General features: G+C 75.4%; 17 protein-coding genes and 1 pseudogene. 3 read left to right on the top strand and 15 right to left on the bottom strand.

Annotated features, from left to right (window positions below; genetic code table 11):
* Positions 1-5: 5 nt before the first annotated feature.
* The 12 genes from XF36_RS12300 to XF36_RS12355 form a co-directional block, all read right to left on the bottom strand.
* Positions 6-767, bottom strand: coding sequence for a 3-hydroxyacyl-CoA dehydrogenase (locus tag XF36_RS12300; protein ID WP_060712093.1), 762 nt, complete (start codon positions 765-767; stop codon positions 6-8).
* A 35-nt stretch (positions 768-802) separates the two neighbouring features.
* Positions 803-1,960 carry a thiolase family protein gene (locus XF36_RS12305; RefSeq protein ID WP_060712094.1) on the bottom strand — a complete coding sequence of 386 codons (1,158 nt, stop codon included), beginning with the start codon at positions 1,958-1,960 and terminating at the stop codon, positions 803-805.
* A gap of 109 nt (positions 1,961-2,069) precedes the next feature.
* Positions 2,070-2,681, bottom strand: a complete 612-nt coding sequence (locus XF36_RS12310) for a Pr6Pr family membrane protein (RefSeq protein WP_168169502.1) — start codon at positions 2,679-2,681, stop codon at positions 2,070-2,072.
* 64 nt (positions 2,682-2,745) lie between these two features.
* Positions 2,746-4,128 (bottom strand): dicarboxylate/amino acid:cation symporter, encoded by a 1,383-nt coding sequence (locus XF36_RS12315; RefSeq protein WP_082375824.1) that lies wholly within the window; start codon positions 4,126-4,128, stop codon positions 2,746-2,748.
* Between the two features lie 180 nt (positions 4,129-4,308).
* Positions 4,309-6,090, bottom strand: coding sequence for an acyl-CoA dehydrogenase (locus tag XF36_RS12320; RefSeq protein ID WP_060714638.1), 1,782 nt, complete (start codon positions 6,088-6,090; stop codon positions 4,309-4,311).
* Between the two features lie 46 nt (positions 6,091-6,136).
* Entirely contained in the window at positions 6,137-7,237 is a 1,101-nt protein-coding gene (locus tag XF36_RS32355) for an FAD-dependent oxidoreductase (protein WP_060712095.1), read from the bottom strand.
* Positions 7,234-9,246 carry a hypothetical protein gene (locus XF36_RS32360; protein WP_060712096.1) on the bottom strand — a complete coding sequence of 671 codons (2,013 nt, stop codon included), beginning with the start codon at positions 9,244-9,246 and terminating at the stop codon, positions 7,234-7,236. The genes XF36_RS32355 and XF36_RS32360 overlap by 4 nt, the downstream gene beginning before the upstream one ends.
* The gene (gene sbnA / locus XF36_RS12335) at positions 9,246-10,286 is read right to left on the bottom strand and encodes a 2,3-diaminopropionate biosynthesis protein SbnA (RefSeq protein ID WP_060712097.1); all 1,041 of its coding nucleotides are present in this window, start codon (positions 10,284-10,286) and stop codon (positions 9,246-9,248) included. Before sbnA ends, XF36_RS32360 begins: the two co-directional genes overlap by 1 nt.
* A 31-nt stretch (positions 10,287-10,317) precedes the next feature.
* Positions 10,318-11,358: a 2,3-diaminopropionate biosynthesis protein SbnB gene (gene sbnB, locus XF36_RS12340; protein ID WP_060712098.1), complete on the bottom strand. Its 1,041-nt coding sequence runs from the start codon at positions 11,356-11,358 to the stop codon at positions 10,318-10,320.
* Positions 11,319-12,332, bottom strand: a complete 1,014-nt coding sequence (locus XF36_RS12345; RefSeq protein WP_060712099.1) for a TauD/TfdA family dioxygenase — start codon at positions 12,330-12,332, stop codon at positions 11,319-11,321. Before XF36_RS12345 ends, sbnB begins: the two co-directional genes overlap by 40 nt.
* Before the next feature lie 20 nt (positions 12,333-12,352).
* Positions 12,353-14,905, bottom strand: a complete 2,553-nt coding sequence (locus XF36_RS12350; protein ID WP_060712100.1) for a non-ribosomal peptide synthetase — start codon at positions 14,903-14,905, stop codon at positions 12,353-12,355.
* A complete protein-coding gene (locus tag XF36_RS12355) occupies positions 14,902-17,682 on the bottom strand; it encodes a Pls/PosA family non-ribosomal peptide synthetase (RefSeq protein WP_238589237.1) in 2,781 nt (926 codons plus the stop codon). The genes XF36_RS12350 and XF36_RS12355 overlap by 4 nt, the downstream gene beginning before the upstream one ends.
* A 428-nt stretch (positions 17,683-18,110) precedes the next feature.
* Between XF36_RS12355 and XF36_RS12360 the strand changes: the two are divergent.
* Positions 18,111-19,593: pseudogene (locus XF36_RS12360) on the top strand (alkaline phosphatase D family protein).
* A gap of 14 nt (positions 19,594-19,607) precedes the next feature.
* On the opposite strand, the gene XF36_RS34020 reads toward XF36_RS12360, so the two are convergent.
* From XF36_RS34020 to XF36_RS12370, 3 genes are read right to left on the bottom strand one after another with little or no spacing between them, the layout of a single operon-like run.
* Positions 19,608-20,063: an acyl-CoA dehydrogenase family protein gene (locus XF36_RS34020; protein WP_349675566.1), complete on the bottom strand. Its 456-nt coding sequence runs from the start codon at positions 20,061-20,063 to the stop codon at positions 19,608-19,610.
* Positions 20,015-20,776: an acyl-CoA dehydrogenase family protein gene (locus tag XF36_RS34025; protein WP_238589238.1), complete on the bottom strand. Its 762-nt coding sequence runs from the start codon at positions 20,774-20,776 to the stop codon at positions 20,015-20,017. The genes XF36_RS34020 and XF36_RS34025 overlap by 49 nt, the downstream gene beginning before the upstream one ends.
* A complete protein-coding gene (locus XF36_RS12370) occupies positions 20,769-21,980 on the bottom strand; it encodes an acyl-CoA dehydrogenase family protein (protein ID WP_060712101.1) in 1,212 nt (403 codons plus the stop codon). Before XF36_RS12370 ends, XF36_RS34025 begins: the two co-directional genes overlap by 8 nt.
* Before the next feature lie 149 nt (positions 21,981-22,129).
* On the opposite strand from XF36_RS12370, the gene XF36_RS32365 reads away from it, so the two are divergent.
* Positions 22,130-22,267, top strand: coding sequence for a hypothetical protein (locus XF36_RS32365; protein ID WP_168169503.1), 138 nt, complete (start codon positions 22,130-22,132; stop codon positions 22,265-22,267).
* 15 nt (positions 22,268-22,282) lie between these two features.
* A complete protein-coding gene (locus tag XF36_RS12375; protein WP_060714640.1) occupies positions 22,283-24,928 on the top strand; it encodes an ATP-dependent RNA helicase in 2,646 nt (881 codons plus the stop codon).
* Positions 24,929-24,952: the final 24 nt, after the last annotated feature.

Genomic DNA, 24,952 nt, shown 5'->3' on the forward strand with positions numbered 1-24,952 from the left:
GGGGACTAGCGGGGCTGCATGCGGATCGCGCCGTCGAGACGGATCGTCTCGCCGTTGAGCATCGGGTTCTCCACGATGTGGGCGGCGAGCTTGCCGTACTCCGCGGGCTGCCCCAGCCGCGACGGGTGCGGCACCTGCTTGCCCAGCGAGGTCTTGACGTCCTCGGGCAGGCCGGCGAGCAGCGGCGTCTCGAACAGGCCGGGGGCGATGGTGTTGACCCGGATGCCGATGTTCGCCAGGTCACGGGCGATCGGCAGGGTCATGCCGACGATGCCGCCCTTGGACGCCGAGTAGGCGGCCTGACCGATCTGGCCCTCGAAGGCCGCCACCGAGGCGGTGTTGATGATGACGCCACGGTCGCCGTCGACGTGGTCGGACTTGGCGATGCGCTCGGCCGCCAGCCGGATCACGTTGAACGTGCCGATCAGGTTGACGTTGATGACCTTGGTGAAGTCGGCCAGCGGGAACGGGCCGGTCTTGCCGAAGGTCTTGATGCCGTTGCCGATGCCGGCGCAGTTGACCGCGACGCGGACGGTGCCGAGCTCCTCGGCGGCGTCGAGGGCGGCCGAGACCTGCTCCTCGTTCGTGACGTCGGCGGCGACGAAGCGGACGTCGTCCCCCAGCTTGTCGGCGACGGCCTCGCCCTGCGACGACGGCAGGTCGATGATCAGGACCTTGGCGCCGAGCTCCACGAACTTCTCCGTGGTGGCCAGGCCCAGGCCGGACGCACCGCCGGTGACGACGGCGACGGAACCGTTGATGTCCATGTTCTGTCTGTTTCCTTCCGGGTGGGGAGCGGGTGTCAGAGGAGTTCGAGGATGGTGGCGTTGGCCTGGCCGCCGCCCTCGCACATGGTCTGCAGGCCGTAGCGGATGCCGTTGTCGCGCATGTGGTGGACCAGGGTGGTCATGATCCGCGCGCCGGAGCCGCCGAGGGGGTGGCCCAGCGCGATGGCGCCGCCGTTGGGGTTGAGCCGCTCGCCGACACCGGACGCGGTGTCGGTGGTGCCCGCGATGTCGGCCAGCCAGGCCAGCGGCACCGGCGCGAACGCCTCGTTGACCTCGAACGCGCCGATCTCGTCCAGCGACAGACCGGAACGCTTCAGCGCCTTCTCCGTCGCGGGGATCGGGGCGGTCAGCATGATGACCGGGTCGGCGCCGGCGAGGACCGCGGTGTGCACGCGGGCGATCGGGGTCAGGCCGAGCTCGCGGGCCTTCTCGCTGGTGGTCATGAGCAGCGCGGCGGAGCCGTCGGAGATCTGCGAGGAGTTGCCCGCGTGGATGACGCCGCCCTGGTCGGCGTCCTTGAACACCGTCTTGAGCTGGGCGAGACCCTCCAGGGTCCCGCCGCGGCGGACGCCCTCGTCGGCGGTGACGCCGGCGAGCGGGGCGATCTGGCCGGCGAACCGGCCGTCGTCCTGGGCGGCGGCGGCGCGCTCGTGGGACAGCAGCGCGAACTCGTCGAGCTGGGTGCGGGAGAAGCCCCACTTCTCGGCGATCATCTCCGCGCCGACGCCCTGGTTCGGCGACACGCCGTAGCGGGCGCGGAAGTCCTCGCCGAGCGGGTCGGCATCGCCCTTCGACGAGCCCATCGGGACCCGGGTCATGGACTCGACGCCGCCGGCGACGGCCACGTCGTACTGCCCGGCGATCAGGCCGGCGGCCGCGAAGTGCACCGACTGCTGGCTGGACCCGCACTGGCGGTCGACGGTCACACCGGTGACGGTCTCGGGGAACCCGGCGGCCAGCGCGGCGTTGCGTCCGATGTCGAAGGTCTGCTCACCGCTCTGGGACACGCAGCCCCAGACGACGTCCTCGATCTCGGCGGGGTCGACTCCGGACCGCTCGACCAGGCTCCGCAGGACGTGCGCGGACAGGTCGGTCGGGTGGATGGCCGCAAGGCCACCCTTGCGCTTCCCGACGGGGCTGCGTACGGCCTCCACGATGACTGCGTCTCGCACGTCCTTCGCTCCTTCGCGACGGGGCGGCGCCCGGGCCGGCGCCGTCTGCTCGGAGCGACCGTAACAGAAAACAGTCAGCGTTGACTGCCGCGGTCCGGTGCGACGCGGCTCACGGACCGGCCGGGCGGCCACCGGACCGACCGACCAGCAGGACGGCGTAGCCGAGCACCAGGAACCCGCCCGCCAGGCGGGCGACGTTCCAGGCCAGCCCGCCGGCACCGACGGCGTCCAGGTCGAGGAAGTAGTAGGGCGCCCGTCGCCCGGCCCCGTTCAGCACGGCCAGGGCGAGCGCCAGGTACACCGCGGGGAACACCAGCCACAGCGGCGGGTGCCACCAGCGCAGCGGTCCGCGGCCGGGACGGTGCACGACCCAGTCGGCCAGCGCCAGCACCGGGACCACGACGTGCAGCAGCAGGTTGGGCACGGTGAACCCGGCCGAGCGGTCGGTGAGGAAGGCCAGCCACACCGCCCCGGCCACGAGCAGGTACACCACGACCGCACCGCGCAGGGCCGGGCGGGCACCGGGCCGGCGGGCGGTGAGCGCGTAGAACAGCGCAGCGAGCACGTTGACCTGGTAGGTGAAGGTGGTCAGCCGCCACAGGACCCCCGAGCGCGAGGTCAGCTCGACGACCAGCAGCGCGACGAGCACGCAGGCCACGATCGCGACGCGCAGGACGGCGGAGGCGGGAACGACGCGCGAGGGCGCGGGCGGTGCGTGCACCCGTGATCAACGTGCACGCACCGCCGCGGGGTTCCCCCGTGCCCGCCCGCGGTCCGGGCGGGACTCAGGTCGACGAGGCCGGTGCGCGCCCGGCCGGCGCGTCCTCCGCGGTGGCACCGGGCCGCGGGCCGGGACCGGTGCCCCCGGCGCCGGGACCCTCGGCGGTCTCGGGGTCCTCGCGTCCGAGGATCCCCTCCTGCGCGGCGACGAGCGTCGGCACGGTGATCTGGCCGGCCACGTTGGTCGCGGTGCGCATCATGTCGAGGATCGGATCGATGCCGATCACCACGGCGATCCCGGCCGCGATGACCGCGGGCGGCATCCCGACCGCCGCCAGGGTCAACGTCAGCATGGTGAACCAGCCGGTGGTCCCGGCGGTGGCGAGCGCGCCGAACACGGCGACCACGACGATCACCAGGTACTGCCAGGCCGCCAGCGGCACCCCGGAGACGTGGGCGATGAAGATCGTCGCCAGTGCCGGGTAGACGGCGGCGCAGCCGTCCATCTTGGTGGTGGTGGCCAGCGGGACGGCGAAGCCGGCGTAGTTGCGGTCCACGCCGAGGTCGATCGCGGCCTGCCGGGACAGCGGCAGCGTCGCGCCCGACGAGCGGGACACGAACGCGAACTGCAGCGCCGGCCAGGTGGCGCCGAAGAAGCGACGCGGGCCGATGCCGGCCACGACCTTCAGCAGCAGCGGGTACACGCCGAACAGTACGACCGCGCAGCCGAGGTAGACGGTCACGATCAGCCCGGCCAGCGACGCGACGACGCCGGTGCCGTAGGTGGCGAACGCGTTGCCGATGAGACCGAGCACGCCGATCGGGGCGAGCACGACGATCCAGCGGATGACGGTCAGGACGACCTCGAACGCCGAGCGGGAGAACGCGACGAACGGCTCGGCCCTCTCCCCCAGCGCGTAGGCGGCGGCACCGATCAGCAGGGCGGCGACGACGACCTGCAGGACGTCGCCCTCGGCGAAGGCGGCGACCGGGTTGTCCGGGACCAGGTTCGACAGCAGCGCCTGCCAGGAGCCCGCGCTGCGCTCGCCGACTGCCTCGACGTCGGCCGGGTCGGCGGCGATCGTGACGCCCTCACCGGGCCGTCCGACCAGACCGATCGCGATGGCGATCAGCACCGCGACCAGGGACGTCCCGGCGAACCAGGCGATGGTGCGCCCGCCGAGCCGGGCGGCGGTGCGCCCGCCGCCGAGGTCCCGCAGGCTGACGATGCCGACGACGATCGCCAGGAACACCAGCGGTGTGACGGTGAACTGCAGCAGACCGGTGAACAGGCCGCCGACGGTGTCCAGCGTGGTCGCGAGACCGTCGGAACCGGTGATCCGGACGGCCAGCCCGAGCAGTGCGCCGAGGACGAGCCCGGCGACGGTGAGCAGTGCGAACACGCGCGGGCGCTGCCAGGCGCGCGCGGCACGGACGACGAGTGACACGGGGATCCCCCAGGAGGTGACGCGGTACGGGTGCGGACGGCGGTCACCCCCGGACAGTCCGTGGCCGGACGCCGGCACAGGTCGATCACCAGCCGGCGCACCAGCCGCACCCCTCGCCCCCGCACAGGTGGTTCCAACGCCGCCGTCCGCTCCCGTCTTCCCGGACGGGGGTGACCCGGTTCAGAGCCAGGCGTCGCGGACATCGAGCGTGGTCCGGTCCAGCGACGCCAGCAGGTCCAGCTGCGGTCCGGTGCGGGGCAGCTCGTGGCGCACGAAGTAGCGGGCGGCGGCGCGCTTGCCGTCGTACAGGTCGCCGGCGCGGCCCTCGGCAGCGAGCGCCTGCTCCAGCCAGATCCAGGCGAGCACGACGTGCCCGACCGCCTCCAGGTACACCGAGGAGTGGGCGACGGCGAGCGCCGCGTCGTCCTGGCCGTGCACGACGCCGGTCACCTCGACGACCCGGTCGGCGGCCGCGGCGACGGCGTCGGCGTGCTCGGCGAGGTCCCCTCCGGCCGTGCGCCCGCGGGCCACGGTCGCCCCGATCGTGGCCCGCAACAGGGTCAGCCCGGCGCCGCCCTGCATCACGACCTTGCGGCCCAGCAGGTCCAGGCCCTGGATGCCGTGGGTGCCCTCGTGGATCGGGTTGAGCCGGTTGTCGCGGTAGAGCTGCTCGACGTCGTGGTCGCGGGTGTAGCCGTAGCCGCCGTGGATCTGGATGGCGAGGTCGTTGGCCCGCAGGCACCACTGTGACGGCCAGCTCTTCGCGACCGGGGTGAGCACCTCCAGCAGCAGGTGCGCCCGGCGCCGCGCCTCCTCGCTCCCTGCGGTGCGCTCCTCGTCGAGCAGGCGTCCGCAGTAGAGGTTCAGCGCCAGCGCACCCTCCACGTAGGACTTGCTCGCGAGCAGCATCCGGCGCACGTCGGTGTGCTCGACGAGCGGGACCTGCGGGCTCGCCGGGTCCTTCGCCCCGGCCGGGCGGCCCTGGGTCCGGATGCGGGCGTGCTGCAGGGCCAGCAGGTAGCCGGCGTAGCCGAGTGCCGTGGCGCCCGCACCGACGCCGACCCGGGCCTCGTTCATCATGTGGAACATCTGGGCCAGACCGGTGTGCGGGTCGCCGACCAGGTAGCCGACGGCACCCGCCTCGCCGCCCGGGGTGGACCGGCCCTCGCCGAAGTTCAGCACGGTGTTGACGGTGCCGCGGTAGCCCATCTTGTGCTTCAGACCGGCGAGTGCGATGTCGTTGCGCTCCCCGTTCTCCAGCACCCTGGGCACGACGAACAGCGAGATGCCCCTCACACCCGCCGGGCCGCCGGGGATCTTCGCGAGCACGAGGTGGACGATGTTCTCCCCCAGCTCGTGCTCGCCACCGGAGATCCACATCTTGGTCCCGGTGAGGCGGTGGGTGCCGTCGTCGCGGGGCTCGGCGCGGGTGGTCACGTCGGCCAGCGACGACCCGGCCTGCGGCTCCGACAGGCACATCGTGCCGAAGTAGCGGCCCTCCACCATGGGACGCACCCAGGTCTGCACCTGCTCGGGGCTGCCGTGGGCGAGCAGCAGGTTCGCCGCGGCGACGGTGAGCATCGGGTAGGCGGCGGTGGCGACGTTGCCGGCGTGCAGCCAGACGAAGCACGCCTGGACGACGACGGCGGGCAGCTGCATCCCGCCGACCCGGGCGTCGAGACCGGCGCCGACGATCCCGGTGCCGCCCAGCACCGTCAGCGCCGCCCGGACCTCGTCGGGGAGGGTGACCCGCTCCCCGTCGAACACGGGCTCGCGGGTGTCGGAGATCGTGCGGTGCGGCGCGAAGTGCTCGGCCGCGACCCGGGCGGCGAGGTCGACGACGGCGTCGATGGTGTCGCGGTCGTGCTCGGCGTAGCGCTCGCGGTCGCACAGCTCGACCACCCGCAGCCACTCGTGGAGCAGGAAGTCGAGGTCGGCACAGGAGATCAGCTGCGAGCGCACGACGGCCACGATCGCACCCCGGACCCGGTCCGGGGAAGCGGACCGCTCAGCCCCCGACGGCGACGGCCGGGGCGAACGCGGGCGAGCGGGTGCGGCCGGTCCGGACCAGGTCGGCGACGAGCTCGCCGACCGCCGGTGCGTACTTGAACCCCTGCCCGGAGAACCCTCCGACGGTGACGGCCCGCGGAGGCCAGTGGGCGACCGCGACGACACCGCGGCGCTGCGGCGTGTAGCCCTCCACGTAGGACTCGAGCCGGGCCGGCAGCTCGGACATCCCGGCGAGCCGGGCCGCCACCGCGCCGGCCCAGGCCCGGGTGTAGCCGGCCTCGACCGACGGGTGGTGGTCGGCGGGTGAGGTCACGCGGGGCTGCGGCTGCTGGTGGTTGATCTTCACGGTGGCGCCGTCGACGGCCGGGAAGAACGAGTGCAGTGGCGCCCCGGTGCACACCCCGGGCGGGAACGCGGCGGACGCGAACAGGGCGGGGTCGGCCACCGGGAACCAGCTCAGCACGACCCGGCGCTGCTCGATCCCGGGGACGCCCGGGACCAGCCCGGCGCCGTGGCCGGTGGCGAGCACGACGGTGTCGGCGACGGTCTCGCCGTCGACGGTGTGCAGCACGACGCGGCTCCGCCGCATGCCGATCCCCAGCACGGTGACACCCTCGCGGACCGCTGCGCCCGCCCGGCGGGCCTCCGCGACGAGCCCGCGGGTCGCGGCGGCGGCGTCGAGCAGGCCGCCGCCGGGGTCGAGGACGGCCACCTCGTCCGGCCCCAGCAGGTGGGCGGGCCAGCGTGCGCGCGCCACGGCGGGAGCGAGGACCGTGGTCCGGCCCGGCAGCGCGACCGCGCGCACCCGCTGGTCGTCCGCGGGGCCGACGGTGAGTGCGCCGCAGGCGGTGAACGGCCCGCCGGGCAGGCCGGTCCACAGCTCCCGGCTGCGGTCGAGCAGCCGGACGTGGTCGGGCCCGGTCCCGACGGCGGTGCGGAAGATCCGCGTCTCGCCGCCGGACCCGCCGTCGGGGTGCCCGACCCGCCCGGACTCCAGCCCGACGCACGACACCCCGGCCCGGGCCAGTGCGAGCAGCGACGCGGCGCCGAGCACACCCAGCCCGACGACGGCGCACTCGACCGACCCCGCCCGCCTCACGGGTGCTGCTGCGACCGGATCCGGGCGTCCGCGGGCAGCGGCACGCGGGCCAGGTCGTGGGGCAGGCGTCCGGACCAGACCAGGCAGAGCAGCGGCGGGGCGCCGACCGCCCGCAGAGCGGCGACGGCCGTCACGACGTCCTCGACGGTCGTCGCGGCGGTCTCGACCGCGAGCACGGTCGGCCCGCCGTCGCGCACGGTGCCCAGGTCCTCGTGGGCCAGCCGCGGGACGCGCAGCGCCCGCACGACCGGCGTACCGGCGGCGGCGGTCGTCGCCCTGGCGCCCGGGGTGAGGTCGCGGTACTCGCGCCGGTCCCCCACCAGCGCGGCCGCCTTGACCAGCTCGGACGCGACGTCGCAGGCCGGTTCGGGGGTCAGCTGCACGACGGTGAGGCACCCGGTGCCGCGCAGCAGGTCCCGGTAGGCGCCCGCCAGGCGCGGGACCGCGTCCGGCGCGGTGCCCGGCGCGAACACCGGCACGTCGAGCCGGGCGCGGAGCCGGTCCTCGGGGTGGGCCTCGGGCAGCAGCCCGCGGCCGCGACGCACCGCGGGCACCCCGAGCCCGGCCAGCAGCAGCGCGGCGCCGGCGGCGATCCCCGCGGCGCCGCCGGCCCACCGCGCGGTGGGGAACTCGGGCGCCGCGACCGGATCCGGCCCGTCGACGACGACGGTGACCTGCCCCGTGCGGTCGGCCAGGGTCCGTCCGAGCTGCTCGGCGACCGGATCGGTGCCTCCGGTGCCGCCGGCCTGGGCCTCCGCTGCGCGCCGGTCGATCTCGGCGCGCAGCGGCTGGGTGCCGCCGCTCGTGACGGCCGCGTCGAGGGCCCCGAGGCGTTCCCGCAGGGCGGTGACCGCGTCGGCCGCCAGGGCGGTGGCGGTGGCCTCGTCGGTGCCGGTGGCGCGCACGGCGACCACGCCCGGTCCGGGCGCGGTGAGCACCAGCCGCCCGGCGACGTCGGCGACGGTGCCGCCGGTCAGCTCAGCGACCCGGTCGGCGAAGGCCGCGCTGCCGGCCGCGGCCAGGGCGCGACCGGTCGCCGGCCCGGGGTCGGCCGTGCCGACCGAGCCGACCTGCACCGACGTCGTCGCGATGGTCGGGGGCGGGAACAGCACGGCGAGGCCGGCAGCCCCCGCGGCGGCGAGCAGCACGACGCCCGCGACGGGCGCGCGGCGCCGGCGCAGGGACGCACCGATCTCCCGCAGGGGACCGTTGCGGTCCACCCCGGGCAGGACGGACCGCGGGGCCGGCGCGGGAGCCGCGGCCGGGGGCCACAGCGGCGCCCGCGCGGGCGCCGCGGGAGCCGCCGCCCGTACCCCGGCCGGGGCGGTCGGGGCAGGTCCGGTGGTCGACGGCAGCGGTGAGGGGACGACCGGCCCGACGGCCGTCGTGGGCGACGCCGTCCCGGCCGCTGCCGGCGCCGGGACCGCGCCGGCACCGTCGACCCGGGGCGGGAGCCATGTCGGGGTCACGGTCCGATGGGCACCGGCCCGCGGCTCGGTGCCGCCACGGGTGTCGGTACCGGTCGATTCGGTACCGGTCGATTCGGTACCGGTCGATTCGGTACCGGTCGATTCGGTACCGGTCGATTCGGTACCGGTCGATTCGGTACCGGTCGGCGGCTCCGCGCCGTCCGCGGCGCGGGCGGGGCCCGGCGCACCCGACGCCGCCGGTGTCACCGCCCCGGGGGGCGGGAGCAGACCGCGCCGCCGCGACCGGGGCCGCTCCGGCGCGCCGGGGCGGGCCGGCTCGGCGTCGGCGGTGCCGGTGGCGGCGGGGGACGCGGCTCCGCCCGGTGACCCGGTCCGGTCCTCGGACCGCTCCGGGTCCGGGGCTCCGGTGCGCGGCAGCGCCGCCGTGGTCGAGGCGTCGTCCGCGACGCCCGGGATCCCGCCCGTGCGCTCCTGCGGCTCCCCGCGGCGGTAGGGCGTCAGCCGCGGTGGGGTCCCGGCCTCCGGTGCCTCGCGCCGCGGCACGACCAGCGGTGCCCGCGGGGTCCTGGTGCGGGCCATCAGCGGGACCCCGCGACCAGGGCGGGCCCGCCGGGCACGATCTCGGTCACGACCCCGGTGCCGCCGCCCTCCCGCGGGGACGGCAGCCCCGCCGCCGTCACCGGCCCGAAGTGCTCGGCCAGCCACGACGGCCGGTAGACCGTGTCGAGGTAGCGCTCCCCCAGGTCCGGCGACAGCGCGACGGCCGTGGTCGTCGCGTCGCCGTGCCGACGCAGCCAGGCCGCCGCACCGGCGACGACGGTGCCCGTCGACCCGCCGAACAGGAACCCGCGGCTGGCCAGCGCGTGGCACGCCTCGAGCGTGTCGGGCTCGGCGACGTGCACGACGTCGTCGATGTAGGACTTGTCGAGCAGCTCGGGCCGGACGCTGGTGCCCAGCCCCGGGATCATCCGGGGGGTGGGCCGGTCGCCGAAGGTGACCGAGCCGGCCGCGTCGACCGCGACCACCCGGACCGGCCGCGGCCGGGACCGGAAGTACCGCGCGCAGCCCATCAGCGTGCCGGTGGTCCCCGCCCCGACGAAGACCACGTCGAGCTGCGGGAACGCCGCCTCGATCTCCGGCCCGGTGGTGACCAGGTGCGAGCCCTGGTTCTCGGGGTTGGCGTACTGGTTCAGCCAGACGTAGCGGTCGTCGCCGGCGACCAGCGAGCGGACCAGCGCGATCCGGGTGGCGAGGAACCCGCCGGCGGCGTCCGGGGTGTCGACGACGCGGACGTCGGCGCCGAGCGCCTCCATCAGCCGGTACGTCGCCGGGTTGCAGCGCGGGTCGGTGATGCAGACGAACCGGTAGCCCCGGCTCGCCGCGATCATGGCGAGTGCGACGCCGAGGTTGCCCGAGGAGGACTCGACGAGCACCGAACCGGGACGCAGCAGACCACGCCGCTCCGCGTCGGTGACCATGCCGAGCGCGGCCTTGAGCTTCACCGAGCCGGCGAAGTTGAAGCCCTCGCACTTGAGGTAGAGCGACAGTCCGAGGACCCGGGTCAGGTCGACGTACAGGTCGTCGGTGTTGAAGTCTTCGGGTGCGGAGATGACGGTCATCGTCGACCCCTCGTGTACCAGTGGTGGCGGCTCAGCCGTGCCGGCTCAGCTCGTGGAAGAAGTCGTCGACGGTGTGCAGCTCGCCGGCGCGGGCGACCTCGGCGTGGACGAACCGGCCGACGGCGAGGTCGAGGACCCCGAGGCCGAACGGGGAGAACACGACCGTGCGGTCGGTGGGGACGGCCAGCGTGCCGTCGAGCACCTGGTCCAGGGTCCCGTCGACGAAGTCGCGGTTCCCGGTGGCCTGCTCGGCCAGGTGCGGGGACGTGTCGGCCTTGAGGCAGTGCTCGACGTCGTCGAGGACGTTGAACGAGCTGAGCACGATCTCGGCCGAGAGGTCGCGCAGCGACACGTTCAGCACCAGCGGGTGGTGGTCGAACCAGGCGGGGTCGTGGACGTGCGGCGTCCCCGCAACGGTCGCGAAGACCACCAGGTCGCTGCCGCGCACCAGCGACTCGACCGAGTCGTGGACCCGGACCTCGCCCGGTGCGGTGCGCTGCACGTGTCCGCGGAAGCCCTCGGCGGAGTCGGCGGACAGGTCGAACACACCGACCTCGTCGAACGTCCAGCCGGTGCCGACCAGGAACTGGTGGATGTAGCGGGCGATCAGCCCGGTGCCGACGAACCCGACGCGGCGCGGCCGGTCCCGGTCGCGGGACAGCCGCTCGGCCGCCGACGCCGCCGACGCCGCGGTGCGGGTCGCGGAGATGATCGAGCTCTCCAGGCAGGCGTACGGGTAGCCGGTGACCGGGTCGTTGAGGATCAGCACCGCCGAGGCCCGCGGGACGCCGCGGGCGACGTTCTCCGGGAAGCTGGAGATCCACTTGATGCCGTCGACGCCGGTCCCGTCGCCGGATCCCAGCGAGGCTGGCAGCGCGATGATCCGCGACGACGGCCGGTCCGGGAACCGGAGGAAGTACGACGGCGGGTTCACCGTCGCGCCGGCACCGTGCGCCCGGTAGGTGTCCTCGACGAGCTCGACGAGCTGTTTCTCCCGCCCGCCGAGCGCCCGCGCCACCTGGGCGCCCGGGATCACGGAGAAGGCGGGAACGGACGCGGGCGGGGGGGGCATCGGGCTCCCTCGAAGGCGGGGACGGCGACGCCGTCGGTCATGGCGACGACGACGTGGCGGTCGCCGGTGTAGGGGTCGCGGCCGTGGGCGAACCGCAGGTTGTCGACGACGAGCAGGTCGCCGTCCTGCCAGGGCTCACGCACGGCGTGCCGGTCGTGCACGGCGTTGATCTCGTCGACGACCGACTCGGGCACCGGCGAGCCGTCGCCGAAGCGGGTGGTGAACGGCAGCCCGTCCGGCCCGTGCACCTCCAGCAGGAACTCCCGGACCTCGGGATCCATCGCGAACTCCGACAGGAAGGCGATCTGGTTGAACCAGACCCGGCGCCCGGTGACCGGGTGCATCAGGACGCCGTGGCGGCGCTGACGGGTGCGCAGACCGCCGTCGGGCGTCCAGTCGGCGTCGATCCCGTTGTCCCGGCAGTAGTGCTCGACGGCGGCGCGGTCGGCGGTGCCGAACGCCTGCTCCCACGAGGCGCCGACGTCGTCGCCGTAGGAGCGGGTGAGGATCCAACCGTCGCGCTCGACCCGATCGACCAGGGCGGGCGGCAGGTCCGCGGTGACCCGGGTGGTGTCGACCACCGGCGTCGCGCCGCCGGTCTCGGGTGCACGCAGGCAGGCGAACAGCAGCGTCGCCGGCGTGTCGAGGACGTAGGACAGCTCGTGGTGGGCGCACATCGGCTGGCGTACCGGCCACGGGGTGGCCGAGTGGACGCCGTCGGCCAGCAGCGTCCGGGCGGCGAAGGCCTCCCGCTCGACGTAGCCACCGGTCCCCAGCCGGGCGGCCACACCGGACACGTCGGCGACGGTGCGCAGGCCCAGCCCACGCACCAGGACGACGCCGTGGTCGTCGAGCAGGTCGCGCAGCGCGTCGCCGTGCTGCTCGGTCCAGCCCGTGGCGTCGCCGCCCGGGCCCGCGTCGAGGACGGGCGGCCGTCCGGGGTGCGGGCGCACCCCCAGCAGTGATCCGGTCATGTTCTCCCCCTGTGCGGTGGTCAGTGCTGCTCGGCCGGGAGCAGCCCGGCGAGGTCGGTCAGGGCGGGGTGGTCGATCACCTGCCGGACCGTGACGGCCCGGTCGAGGGCGATCACGAGCTTCACCGCGGACAGCGAGCTGCCCCCCAGGTCGGCGAAGTCGTCGTCGGGGCCCACCGAGCCGGCGGGCAGGTCGAGCACGCGGGTCACGGCGTCGACGACGCGGCGCTGGGCCGCGGTGGGCTCGCCGGCGGCCCGGGCGGCGGTCTCCGCCGGTGCCCCGGCGGCCCGGGCGGCGGTCTCGGTGGCGCGGGCGGCGAGGGTCTTGCGGTCGATCTTGCCGTTGGCGGTGACCGGCAGCGGGTCGAGCCGGAACACCGTCGACGGGACCATGTAGGCGGGCAGGCTGCCGCTCAGCGCGGCCCGCACCTGCGCGGCGTCCGGGCCGTCACCGGCGTGGTAGGCCACCAGCTGCGGACCTCCTGCCGTCGTCGCGACGACGACGCAGGCGTCGCGGACGCCGGGGACCTCCAGCAGCGCGTTCTCGATCTCGCCGATCTCGATCCGGAAGCCCCGGATCTTGACCTGGTTGTCGCGGCGGCCGAGGAACTCGAGCTGCCCGTCGGGGCGCCACCGGCCGTGGTCGCCGCTGCGGTAGAGCCGCTCGCCGGGTCGGTACGGGTCCCGCCCGAACGCGGCCGCGGTGCGGTCGGGGTCGTTGACGTAGCCGCGGCCGACGCACACCCCGGAGAACACGATCTCGCCCGGCGCGCCGAGCGGTACGGGCTGCAGGTCGGCGTCGACGACGTAGACCTTGACCCCGGGCACCGGCGCGCCGAGCGGGACCCGGCCGTCGGCGGGCGCGGAGCGCAGCACGGCGTGGTTGGTGTCGTCGGAGGTCTCGGTCAGCCCGTAGGCGTTGACCAGCGGGACGCCGGGCAGGACCCGGAACCAGCGCTGCACCAGCTCGGGCTTGAGCGCCTCCCCGGTCGCCGAGACCGCCCGCAGGTCCGGCAGCTCGGTGGGATGCTCCTCCAGGTAGGTCAGCACGACCTCGAGGTAGCTGGGCACGAGCTGGGCGACGGAGACCCGGGACCGCACCAGGGTCTCGACGAAGCGGCGGACGTCGAGGACGACGTCCTGCTCGACGAGCAGCGTGCGTCCGCCGGCCAGTGGGCCCGCGACGAGCTGCCACAGCGAGATGTCGAAGCACTGCGGTGCGGTCTGGGCGACGACGCAGCCGGGCTCCAGCTCCAGATCCTCGATCTTGGCGAGCAGGTGGTTGAGCATCCCGGCGTGCTCGCACATCGCACCCTTCGGCTCGCCGGTGGAGCCCGAGGTGAAGTACAGGTAGGCGAGCCCGTCGGCCGGGACGTCGGCGGTCGGCGCGGGGCCGGCCGCGGCGGCGACCGCGTCCGGGACGGTCAGCACCGTCCCCGCGACGCCGGCCTCGTCGAGGTGGGCGCGGGTGGCGTCGGTGGTCAGCGCGATCCGGCAGCCGGCGCGCGACAGCGTGCGGGCGATCCGACCGGCCGGGAAGTGCGGCTCGACCGGCAGGTAGGCACCGCCGGCGCGCAGCACGGCGAGCACCGCGACCATCCAGGCGAGGTCGCGGTCGCACACCACGGCGACGACGTCCTCGCGCTGCAGACCCGCCTCGAGCAGGGTCGCCGCGGCGCGGGCGGCGCGGCCCTCCAGCTCGGCGCGGGTGAGGGTGACTCCCGCGTGCTCGGCGACGACCTCGTCGGGGGCTGCGACGGCGCGGTCGGCGAGCAGCTCGTGCGGCCGCCGGTCGGGCAGGTCCCGGGCCCGGCCGGCGAGGCCGCCGAGCTGGGCCTCGCGCTCGGCCCGACCGACCAGCGCCGACGGGCGCACGTGCGCCAGGGGGTCGGCGGCGGCGAGCTCCAGGGCCGCGGTGTGGTAGCCCGCGATCCGGGCAGCGGCGGTCACGTCGAGCAGGTCGAGGCGGTAGGCCAGGGTCAGCGTCGCCCCGGTCGCCGACACGTGCATCCCGGCGCCGGACGGCAGGGCGCCGGACCACACCGCGCGGGCCGCGGCGCCGTCGCCGCGGCCCCCGGTCCGGCCGAGTGCCCCGGGGGCGATCTCGATGCCGCGCAGGTCGGCGCCCGGGTCGAGCACGGTGCCGAACGACGGCACCGCCGTCCCGAGGCCGGCCGCGAGCGCCTCGAGGTCGGGGGCGGGGTGGGCCCGCAACCCGGCCAGGGCCTCGGCGGCGGCGGTGACCAACGCGGACCAGCTGCGGGCGGTGTCGAGGGACACCGGCAGCGGGGCCGCCCCGGAGTCGCCCCGGACCCCGGCGGTGACCTCGGCGTCCCCGGACAGGGCGGCGAGGACGGCGGCGTGTGCGGCGAGCAGCACCGCGCCGGGCTCGGCGCCGGTCACCTCGGCGACCGCGGTGACGGCCTCGCGTGGGAGGGGCTCGGTGTGCACGGCGGTACCGGGCCGGGGCGAACCGGTCCAGGCCGGCGCCGGGGTGGCACCGCCGGTGAGCAGCACCCGGGTCCAGTGCTCGCGGGCGGTCGTGGTGGTGAGGTCGGCGAGCGTGCCGGTCATCGTGCGGACTCTCCGTTCAGCAGCGGGGTCGGGGTCGGGGTGGGGGCGGGACGGGGGCGCGGCGCGGCGGCCGGGTTGCCCTCCCAGACGGCGCCGGCGGGGACGTCCTCGCCCTTCATGAGGAAGGCGTCGCAGCCGATGCGGGCCGCGTCGCCGACGACGGCGCCGTAGTGGACGAAGGCCCCGACGTCGAGACAGGCGCCGGCGCCGACGGTGATGAAGTCGGACTTGAAGGTGCCGTCCTCCTGCGAGTGGCACTGCAGCACCGACCCGGCGTTGAGGACGGCGTCGTCGCCGATGCGCACGAGCGTGCGGTCGGTCATGCCACAGCCGTCGTCGAACACGCGGCGTCCGATCCGCACGCCGAGGACGCGGGTGACGAGGTTCTTGAACGGGGTCCCGGCGAGCATCCGGTCCCAGCCCTGCACCACGAGCTTCCAGTAGCGCTCGTGCCACCAGAAGTACGGGTCGTAGACCGAGCAGAAGCGGGGCCGCAGCCGGCGGCGCCCGACGGTGGCGAGCCGTTCGACCGCGATCGTGTACGCCATCGTGAACAGCAGCGACAGCAGCAGCTGCACCCCGACCGCGATCGGGCCCAGCGGCGCCAGCAGCGCCGCGACGACCAGGGCGAGCAGGGTGACCCCGAACAGGGCACCCCAGCGGAACGCCACGGCGAGCGCGATCGTGCGGCGGTTGTAGCGGTTCTTGGCGCGCAGCCGGTCGTGCAGGTCGAGCCCGGTGTGCAGGTGGCCGAACGTCGAGTCCCGGGCGACGGTGCGGGGGATCTCGAACGGCGGCGAGCCGAGGAGCCCGACCCCGGTCCGCACCCGGCCGTCGGTGGGAACGAGCGTCTTGGTCGCGATCAGGCAGTCGTCACCGACCCGGGCGCCGGCCGTCCACACGATCCTGTTACCCAGGAACGAGTTCGACGCGATCCGTGTCCGATTCACGACGAATGCCGTGTCCGAATAGTCGACATTGACGATGGACAAACCGTCGGCGACCATCGTGCCGGTTCCGATCGAGCTCGCGTACGGCGTCTCCTGCTTCACCGCCGTCCCGAAGTTCGTCCCCGTCTGCGGGGTCCGCCGCAGATCGTGTCCGATGATCCGGAGGTAACCGACGACGTAGGAGCTGTCGCCGAGCAGATAGGTGAAGAACCTGATGTTCGTGATCCGCAACACGGTGCGCTGCAACGTGTATCGCAGCCCGTAGAGGGGATACGGACGACCTTCGGTGAGCCCGAGCGACAGCACCCGTGCGACCACCGCTGCCCCGAACAGCCCGACGACCATGCCCGTGAGGAGCAGGCCGGTCGAGCTGACGAGGGCATCGAGCCAGAGCTGCGAGGAGAACACCCCGGCGGCCCCGCTGCCGATCACCGTCGCCAGCGTCGGCACGGACATCAGCACGGCGTCGGCCACACCGGTGCCGAGCGGCAGCCAGACCAGCAGCAGCCAGCCGAGCTGGCCGGTCGCGTAGCCGGCGCGGCGCGCCCGGCCGACCGTCGCCGAGACCCCGGACCCCGGATCACCGCCGCCCGGGCGGGCCGGCGTGCCCCACCAGGTCGCTCCGGCCGGGACGGTCTGCCCGGTGTGCAGCGAGGAGGCGTGCGCGAGCCGTCCGCCGTCGCCGATCTCGGAACCGATGTCGACGACCGACGCCTCGCCGACGACGACGCGGGCGCCGATCGTGACCCGGCCGGTCCGGATGATGCCCGGCTCGGCGCGGTAGCAGGACAGGATCGCGTCCTTGCGCAGCACGGTGTTCGCACCGACGGTGAGCAGGTCGGGGCAGGCCGGGATCGTGCGCGCGAGCATGACCACGCCGGGCCCGATCCGGGCACCGAGCAGCCGCAGGTAGAGCGGGAGCAACGGGGAACCGGAGGCGACCAGCAGCAGCGGATTGGTCCGGACCAGGGTCCTGGCCAGCCAGAACCGGTAGTAGGCGGCGCTCCACAGCGGGATCTCGCGCTCGGTCCACCGGCCGACGAGCAGCCACTTCGCCGCGATCGGCAGCACCGCGAAGACGGCGAAGGCCACTGCGACCGCGGCCAGCGACCGCAGGTAGAAGCTCAGCAGCCCCGAACCCAGCGCGATCCACTGGTAGACGGCCCCGAGCAGGGTGCCGTAGGCGAGGGTGAACACGACGAACGTCGCGAGCTGGGCCGCTCCGCACAGCACGTAGGCGCGGGTGGAGCCGGTCGGGACCGGCAGCGCGGGCGCGGCCCCGGTGACCTCGGGGCCGGCGCTCCCGGCGAGCGCGTCGGCCAGGCCCGCGGCGGTGGGGTGGGCGTAGACGTCGGTCATCGCGACGTCGGGCAGGTCGTCGCGGCGGCGCACCCGGGCGCAGAACCGGGTCATCGTCATGGAGTCGGCGCCCAGGTCGGCGAACACGTCGGCGTCGGCCCCGACGTCGGTCCCGACGTCGGTCCCGACCAGATCGGCCAGGATCGCCCGGTAGCCCTCGCGCACCTCGTCGACGGTGTGGCCCGGCCGCGCGCCCGTCGGGGCGAGCGCCCGGGCCAACCCGGCGACGGTGGGGTGGGCGTAGACGTCGGTCATCGCGACGTGCGGCAGGTCGACCCGCTGCCGGACCCGCGCGCAGAACCGGGCCAGGACCATGGAGTCGGCGCCGGCGTCGACGAAGAAGTGGTCGTCCGGCCGGACGGGCGCATCGAGCAGCTCCGTGAGGATCGCGGTGAACGTGACCGCGACAGTGCGTTCCGACTCGGACACCGTCCGCGATTCGTGGTCGCGCACAATCCGGGTTGCCACCACACCGTCTTTCGACAACATCGTCATCCCCCGGCAGCACCAACGTGTACGGGCAGAGTCGTCGGGCATTTCCGACCCGTTACGTACTCATTTTCTGTGGTCGTAGCGAGCACCGCGATCCGACTGTTCGTCGGATTATCGGGCCACGATTCCGGCCGCGACGTCGAGGGCGTCGCGGTCGCGGGGGCGGCGTGGCGCAGACCCCGATGCTCTGTTTTCGTCTCCCACCACCGGAAGGTTCGACACGAGTCGAGATGTGATTCATATCACCATCCGTCACCCGTCGGGGCGGGCGCGTCGCCGGGCCCGCGGACGCACCCGGCCGGTTCCGGACGAACACCCGTGGCCGGACACGCGCGGTGATTCACTCGTCCGGCGACACCGGCCCCAGCGCGTGCACACCGCCGTCCGGGAGGCCGGCCCGGAACATGGACGGTTCCGCCGGACCACCACGCACAGGAGGACGAGTGACCGCACTCCCACGCCGCAGCGTGCTGCTCGGCACCCTCGGGGCCGCGGCCGCCGGTCTGGTGCCGGCCACACCCGGTGGCGAGCCCGCCGCCGTGCCCCGCTGGTTCGCCGGCGCGCTGCGACAGGCGACGACGCCGGACCCGTTCACCCTCGGCGTGGCCTCGGGCGACCCGTCGCCCGACGGCATGGTGCTGTGGACCCGCCTGGCCCCCGAGCCCGACGCCGAGGACGGCCGCGGCGGCATGCCCGACCGGGCGGTCGAGGTCGGGTGGGAGGTCGCCGAGGACGAGGGCTTCACCCGCGTCGTGGCCCGCGGCACCGAGACCGCCACCCGCGACCTCGCGCACAGCGTGCACGCCGAGCCCGCCGGACTCGCCCCCGGACGCGAGTACTTCTACCGCTTCCGCACCGGCGGACACCTCTCCCCCGCCGCCCGCACACGGACCGCCCCCGCGGCCGGGACCGCCGCGGCCTCGCTGACCATCGCGACGGCGTCCTGCGCGAGGTTCGGCGCGGGCCACTTCACCGCCTACCGCGGGCTGGCCGCCGACGCTCCCGACCTGGTCCTGCACCTGGGCGACTACTTCTACGAGTCCGACCGCGGTGAGGTGCGCGACCCGGGCCCGCCGGAGCCCACGACCCTCGCCGGCTACCGGCGCACGCACGCCCACCAGCGCTCCGACGACGACCTGCGCGCCGCCCACGCCGTCGCACCCTGGGTCGTCGTGTGGGACGACCACGAGGTCGTCAACGACTGGGAGGGCGCCACCCCCGATCGGCGCCGGGCCGCCGCGCAGGCGTACTACGAGCACATGCCGCTGCGCCGGGCCTCGGTGCCCGACGGCCCGGACATCCAGCTCTACCGGCGGCTGTCCTGGGGCTCGCTCGCCACCTTCCACGTCCTGGACACCCGCCAGTACCGGATGCGCGGCTCGATGCTCGGCGCCGACCAGGAACGCTGGCTGCTGCGCGGCCTGCGGGACTCCGCGGCCGGCTGGGACGTGCTGGCCCAGCAGGTGTTCTTCGCCCCGCGCCGGGGCGGCAAGTCCGGCACCTGGGGGGGAGTTCACCGGCTCCCGGGAACGGGTGGTCCGCGGCTGGACCGAGGCGGGCGTGCGCAACGCCGTCGTCCTCACCGGGGACGAGCACGTGCACCACGCCAATGAGATCCCCGGCGACGACGACAGGGTCGCCGGCACCGAGCTGGTCACCACCTCGGTGACCTCCGGCGGCGACGGCGACGGCGACGCGAGGTCCGGTGGCAGCGGCAGCTCGGTGTGGTCGCTCGACCGGCGCGGCTATGTGCTGGCGACCTTCACCCCCGCGCAGATGCGTGCGGACTTCCGCACCGTGTCCCGGGTCAGCGAGCCGAGCGCCACGGTGCGCACGGCGGCGTCGTTCGTGGTGCAGGACCGGGAGCCGGGTCTGAACAAGGTCTGACCCGGCCCCGGCGTTCAGCCGGTCGCCACCCGGGGCTCGCGGACGTCGTCGCCGAGGGTGTCGAGCACCAGCGCGGCGATGCGCTCGCGGTGGGCTTCGGCGGACCCGAGCAGGGCCGCGTCGGCGACGGCGCGCTTGTAGTACAGGTGCGCGACGTGCTCCCAGGTGAACCCGATCCCGCCGTGGAGCTGCACCGCGTCCGCAGCCACCCGGTAGGCCGTCTCCGAGCAGGTCGCCTGCGCGATCGACACCGCGAGGTCGGCGGCGTCGATGCGCGGGTCGTCGACCGCCCAGGCCGCGTGCAGCGCCGCGGTCCGGGCTTGCTCGACGGCGACGAGCATGTCCGCGCATCGGTGCTTGACCGCCTGGAACGACCCGATGGGCCTGCCGAACTGCAGCCGTTCCTTCGCGTAGGCGACGGTCAGGTCGAGCAGCCGGCGGGCGATGCCCGCCTGTTCGGCGGCGAGCAGCGCCCCCCCCCGGTGCGGAAGGCGTGACGCAGGGCGCCGTCGGCGTCCGCACCGGTGGCGAGCACGGTGCCGGTCGCGCCGTCGAGGACGACCCCGGCGACCGGGCGGGTCACGTCGAACGAGCCGCGACGCTGCACCCGCACCCCGGCCGCGCTCGCGTCGACGACGGCCAGCACCGGGCCGTCGACCCCCGCTGCCGCGACGACCAGCACGTCCGCGGCGCCCGCGTCCGGGACGTGGGAGACCGTGCCGGTGAGCCGGTCGCCGTCGGCGGTGACGCCGGCCGCGGACGCGCCGTCGTAGGGCGCGGTGAGCACGGCGACCAGGGCCGCGGTGCGTGAGCCGTCGGCCAGTGCGGCGAGCAGCGCGTCGCGCTCGGTGCCGGCCGGGGCCGTGACCAGCGCCGGGACCGCGAGTGCGACGGTGCCGAGCAGCGGTCCGGTCACCAGTGCCGCACCGAGCTCCTCGGCCGCGACGGCCTGGTCCACACAGGTCCCGCCGGCGCCACCGAGGGCCTCGGGGACCGCCAGCGACAGCGCGCCGAGCTCGGTGCCCAGGCGGCTCCAGAGTGCCCGGTCGAACCCGTCGGCGGTGTCGACGAGCCGGCGCAGGGTGGCCTCGTCGTGCTGGCGCTCGGCGAAGCGGCGCAGCGCCGCGCGCAGCGCGCGCTGCTCGTCGGTGACGTCGAACTCGCGGAGTTCCTGCTCAGCCACGGGGGACCTCCTTCCAGGGGCGGTCGGAGTCCGACCGGGGCTCGCCGGGCAGGCCGAGGACGCGCTCGCCGAGGATGTTGCGCATGACCTCCGAGGTGCCGCCCTCGATGGTGTTCGCGCGCGAGCGCAGGAAGCGCTGCTGCACCGTGGAGTTCGGGTCGGTGTGCACCCGGTGGCGGTCCATCGACCAGTCGTCGTAGAGCAGCGCGTCCGGACCGAGCAGGTCCATGCAGAACTCGTAGACGTCCTGGTTCAGCTCGGCGCCGACCAGCTTGGACACCGAGCCCTCCGGGCCGGGCTGTCCGGCGCTCGCGGTGCGCCGCGCGCGGGCGAGGGTGAGGCGGTGGGTCTCGGCGCGGGTCCACAGGGCCGCGAGCCGGTCGCGCAGCACCGGGGTGTGCCGGTCGGGGTGGGCCCGCCACAGGCCGAGCGCCTCGCCGATGACTCCGCTGCCGCGCCGCCCGGTGACCCCGCCGATGGCGGTGCGCTCGTTCATCAGGGTGGTGATCGCGACCTTCCAGCCGGCGCCGACCTCACCGAGCCGGTGCGCGTCGAGGACCCGCGCGTCGTGCAGGTGGACCTCGTTGAACTCGGCCTGCCCGGTCATTTGGCGCAGCGGGCGCACGTCGACACCCGGCTGGGCCATGTCGATCACGAAGTAGGTCAGTCCGCGGTGCTTGGGCTGCTCGGGATCGGTGCGGGCGACGAGCATCCCCCACCGTGCGACGTGGGCCAGGGTCGTCCAGACCTTCTGCCCGTTGACGACCCACTCGTCGCCGTCGCGGACCGCGGAGGTGGCCAGACCCGCGACGTCGGAGCCGGCGCCGGGCTCGCTGAACAGCTGGCACCAGATCTCCTCGCCGGTGGCCATCGGCCGGAGCCAGGCCGCGACCTGCTCGCGGTCCGCGCCGTACTCGACGACGGTCGGCGCGCCCATGCCGTAGCCGATCGGGTTGACCGCGAACATCTGCTCGCCGCCGGCGTCGGTGACGATCTGGTCGACCACCGGCTGCAGCCCGCGGGACAGACCGAGCCCGCCGAGCCCCTCGGGGTGGTGCACCCAGGCGAGGCCGGCGTCGTAGAGGGCGCCGAACAGCTCCTCGCGCGGCACCGACCGCGGGTCGTGGGCCTCGACCACCTCCCGGGCGGCCTGTGCCACGCGGGCCGCGTCGGATGCCGGTCGGGTCGTGGTGGGCGAGCTCATCGCACCTCCGGGAGCTGGGCCTGACATCGTCGTCGATGTCGATCCCGACGGTAGCCGTCATCAGTTTCGGGGACCACGGTTAACGATTCGTGGTCCGGGTGCGACATCAGGTTCGTCCGTATGACGCAGCCCGAGCCCCAGGAGCAACGATGCCCGCCACCCACCGTCCCGCGGCCCCGGTGCTCGACCGGACCGTGCTGCCGGGCTGGGCGCTGCTGCTGATCACCACCGGGCTCGCCGCCGCGGTCGTCGTGATCATGGTGCTGTCCTACAGCGGGCTGGCCTGACCCATACTCGGGGTGATGTCCCCACTCCCCGACCTGCCGGTCCGCGCCGTCCTCGACGAACTGCGCGCGGCGCTGGACGACCGCGGCGGCGCCGTGCTCGTCGCCCCGCCCGGCACCGGCAAGACCACCCTCGTGCCGCTCGCGCTGGCCGGGCTCGACGGGTCCGCCCCGGCGCCGGAGGGCACGGTGCTGGTGGCCGAGCCGCGCCGGGTCGCCGCCCGTGCCGCCGCGGCCCGGATGTCGTCGCTGCTGGGGACCGAGGTCGGCGGCCCGGTCGGCTACCGCGTCCGCGGCGACGCCCGCACCGGACCCGGCACCCGGGTCGAGGTCGTCACCTCCGGGCTGCTGCTGCGCCGGCTGGCCGGGGACCCGGAGCTGGCCGGGGTGTCCACCGTCGTCCTCGACGAGGTGCACGAACGCCACCTCGACGCCGACCTGCTGCTCACCCTGCTGCTCGACGCCCGCGACGGGCTCCGGCCCGACCTGCGGCTGCTGGCCACCTCCGCGACCCTCGACGCGACCCGTCCGGCCGTACTCCTGGGCGGCGACGACCGGCCCGCGCCGGTGCTGGAGGTCGCCGCACGCAGCCACGACGTCGCCGTCACCCACGTCCCGCCCGCCCGGGCCGGCCGCGGCGGGACCGAGCGGATCGAGAACACCGTGGCCCGGACGTGCGTGCGGGCGCTCGAGCACGGCAGTGTGCTGGCGTTCCTGCCGGGCGTCGCGGAGATCGGCCGGACCGCGTCCGCGCTGCGCGAGCTCGGACCCGACGCCGACGTCCTCGCGCTGCACGGCAGGCTGCCCGCCGCCGAGCAGGACGCGGCGCTGCGCGACGGGCCACGGCGGCGGATCGTGCTCGCCACCGCCGTCGCCGAGTCCAGCCTGACCGTGCCCGGGGTGCGGGCCGTCGTCGACTCCGGGCTGGTCCGGGTCCCGCACACCGACCACCGGCGCGGGTTGTCCGGCCTCGTGACCCGCCGGGTCTCGCGCGCGGTCGCGACCCAGCGCGCGGGCCGCGCCGGGCGGGAGGCACCCGGCTTCGCCTACCGCTGCTGGCCCGAGGGCGAAGTGCTCGCCGACGCCCCGGACCCCGAGATCCGCACCGCCGACCTCACCGCGCTCGCGCTGGACCTCGCCGTCTGGGGCACCCCCGACGGCAGCGGTCTGCGCTGGTGGGACGCCCCGCCGCCCGGTCCGCTGGCCGCCGGACGCGGGGTGCTGACCGCGCTCGGCGCGATCGGCCCCGACGGCGCGGTCACCGACCGGGGACGGCGGATCTCCGCACTGGGCCTGCACCCGCGCCTCGCCAGGGCGCTGCTCGACGGCGTCGCCGCCGGAGGGGACCCACGGGAGGTCGCCGGGATCGTCGCGGTCCTCGACGACGACACCCTCGCCGGCCCCGCCGACGACCTGACCGCCGCGCTGGCCCGGCTGCGCTCCGGCGACGCCCCCGGCGCCGGGCGGTGGCGCGGGGACCGGGACCGCCTGACCGGCGCACTGCGCCGCGCCCGCGCTGCCACACCCGCGGCCACCTCGTCCCCCGCGGCTGCCGCGTCGCCGCCGGGCACAGGGTCGCCGGACACGGGGTCGCCGGGCGCCGGGTCCCGCTCCGGCGCTGCCGCCGGGACACCGGCGCGGGCCCGGGGACGGACCGATCGCGCCGAGGGGGCTGCGGGCGCCGAGCTCGTCGCGCTGGTCACCGGGCTCGCCCACCCGGAACGGCTCGCCCGGCGCCGCGACACCGCGGCCGGAGTGTTCCTGATGGCCGGTGGCACCGCCGTCGAGGTCCCGCCCGGTCCCCTGCGTGACGCCGAGTGGCTCGTCGTCGCCGTCGCCGACCGGCGCCCCGGGCGGACTCACGGCCGGGTCCGCCTCGCCGCGGCCACCGATGCCGCGACCGCGCTGCGGGCAGCCGCACCGCTGCGGGTCACCGGATCGGAGGTCGTCTGGAGCGACGGCGACGTCCGTGCCCGCACCGTCGACCGGCTCGGCGCGATCGTGCTGTCGGAGAAGCCCGACCGCTCCCCCGACCCGGGTGCCGTCCGCGACGCGCTCGTCGCCGGGCTGCGCGCCGAGGGCACCGGGCTGCTGCGCTGGACGGCGGGCGCGGTGTCGCTGCGCGAGCGGCTGGGCTTCCTGCACCGGGTGCTGGGCGCACCGTGGCCGGACGTGTCCGAGGAGGCGCTCCTCGACTCCGCCGCCGATCCCGCCGGGTGGCTGGCGGGTCCGCTCGCCACCGCCCGGCGACGCTCCGACCTGGCACGGGTCGACGCCGGGCCCGCGCTGCGCCGGTACGTCGCCGCGGCCGTGGGCGGGCTCGCCGGGCAGATCGACGAGCTGGCCCCGGAGCGACTCACCGTCCCCACCGGGTCCCGGATCGCGCTGGACTACTCCAGCGCCGCCCCGGCGCTGCCGGTGAAGGTGCAGGAGGTGTTCGGGTGGACCGGCTCCCCCGCCGTCGCCGACGGGCGGGTGCCGGTGGTGCTGCATTTGCTCTCCCCCGCCGGGCGCCCGACCGCGGTCACCGCGGACCTGGACTCGTTCTGGGACAACGCCTACCCGCAGGTCCGGGCCGAGCTCCGCGGGCGCTACCCGAAGCACGCCTGGCCGGAGGACCCGCGCACCGCGACACCGGGACGGGGCACCGGACGCCGCAGGTGAACGCGGCGCACCGGTTCCGGCCGG

The sequence above is a fragment of the Pseudonocardia sp. HH130629-09 genome (assembly GCF_001294645.1).
Taxonomy (GTDB): Bacteria; Actinomycetota; Actinomycetes; order Mycobacteriales; family Pseudonocardiaceae; genus Pseudonocardia.

Bases quoted from the DNA above. Each gene is read 5' to 3' on its own strand.
- XF36_RS12300 (WP_060712093.1), bottom strand. From the start codon at position 767: ATGGACATCAACGGTTCCGTCGCCGTCGTCACCGGCGGTGCGTCCGGC.
- XF36_RS32360 (WP_060712096.1), bottom strand. From the start codon at position 9,246: ATGGCCCGCACCAGGACCCCGCGGGCACCGCTGGTCGTGCCGCGGCGC.
- sbnA (WP_060712097.1), bottom strand. From the start codon at position 10,286: ATGACCGTCATCTCCGCACCCGAAGACTTCAACACCGACGACCTGTAC.
- sbnB (WP_060712098.1), bottom strand. From the start codon at position 11,358: ATGCCCCCCCCGCCCGCGTCCGTTCCCGCCTTCTCCGTGATCCCGGGC.
- XF36_RS12345 (WP_060712099.1), bottom strand. From the start codon at position 12,332: ATGACCGGATCACTGCTGGGGGTGCGCCCGCACCCCGGACGGCCGCCC.
- XF36_RS12350 (WP_060712100.1), bottom strand. From the start codon at position 14,905: ATGACCGGCACGCTCGCCGACCTCACCACCACGACCGCCCGCGAGCAC.
- XF36_RS12370 (WP_060712101.1), bottom strand. From the start codon at position 21,980: ATGAGCTCGCCCACCACGACCCGACCGGCATCCGACGCGGCCCGCGTG.
- XF36_RS32365 (WP_168169503.1), top strand. From the start codon at position 22,130: ATGCCCGCCACCCACCGTCCCGCGGCCCCGGTGCTCGACCGGACCGTG.
- XF36_RS12375 (WP_060714640.1), top strand. From the start codon at position 22,283: ATGTCCCCACTCCCCGACCTGCCGGTCCGCGCCGTCCTCGACGAACTG.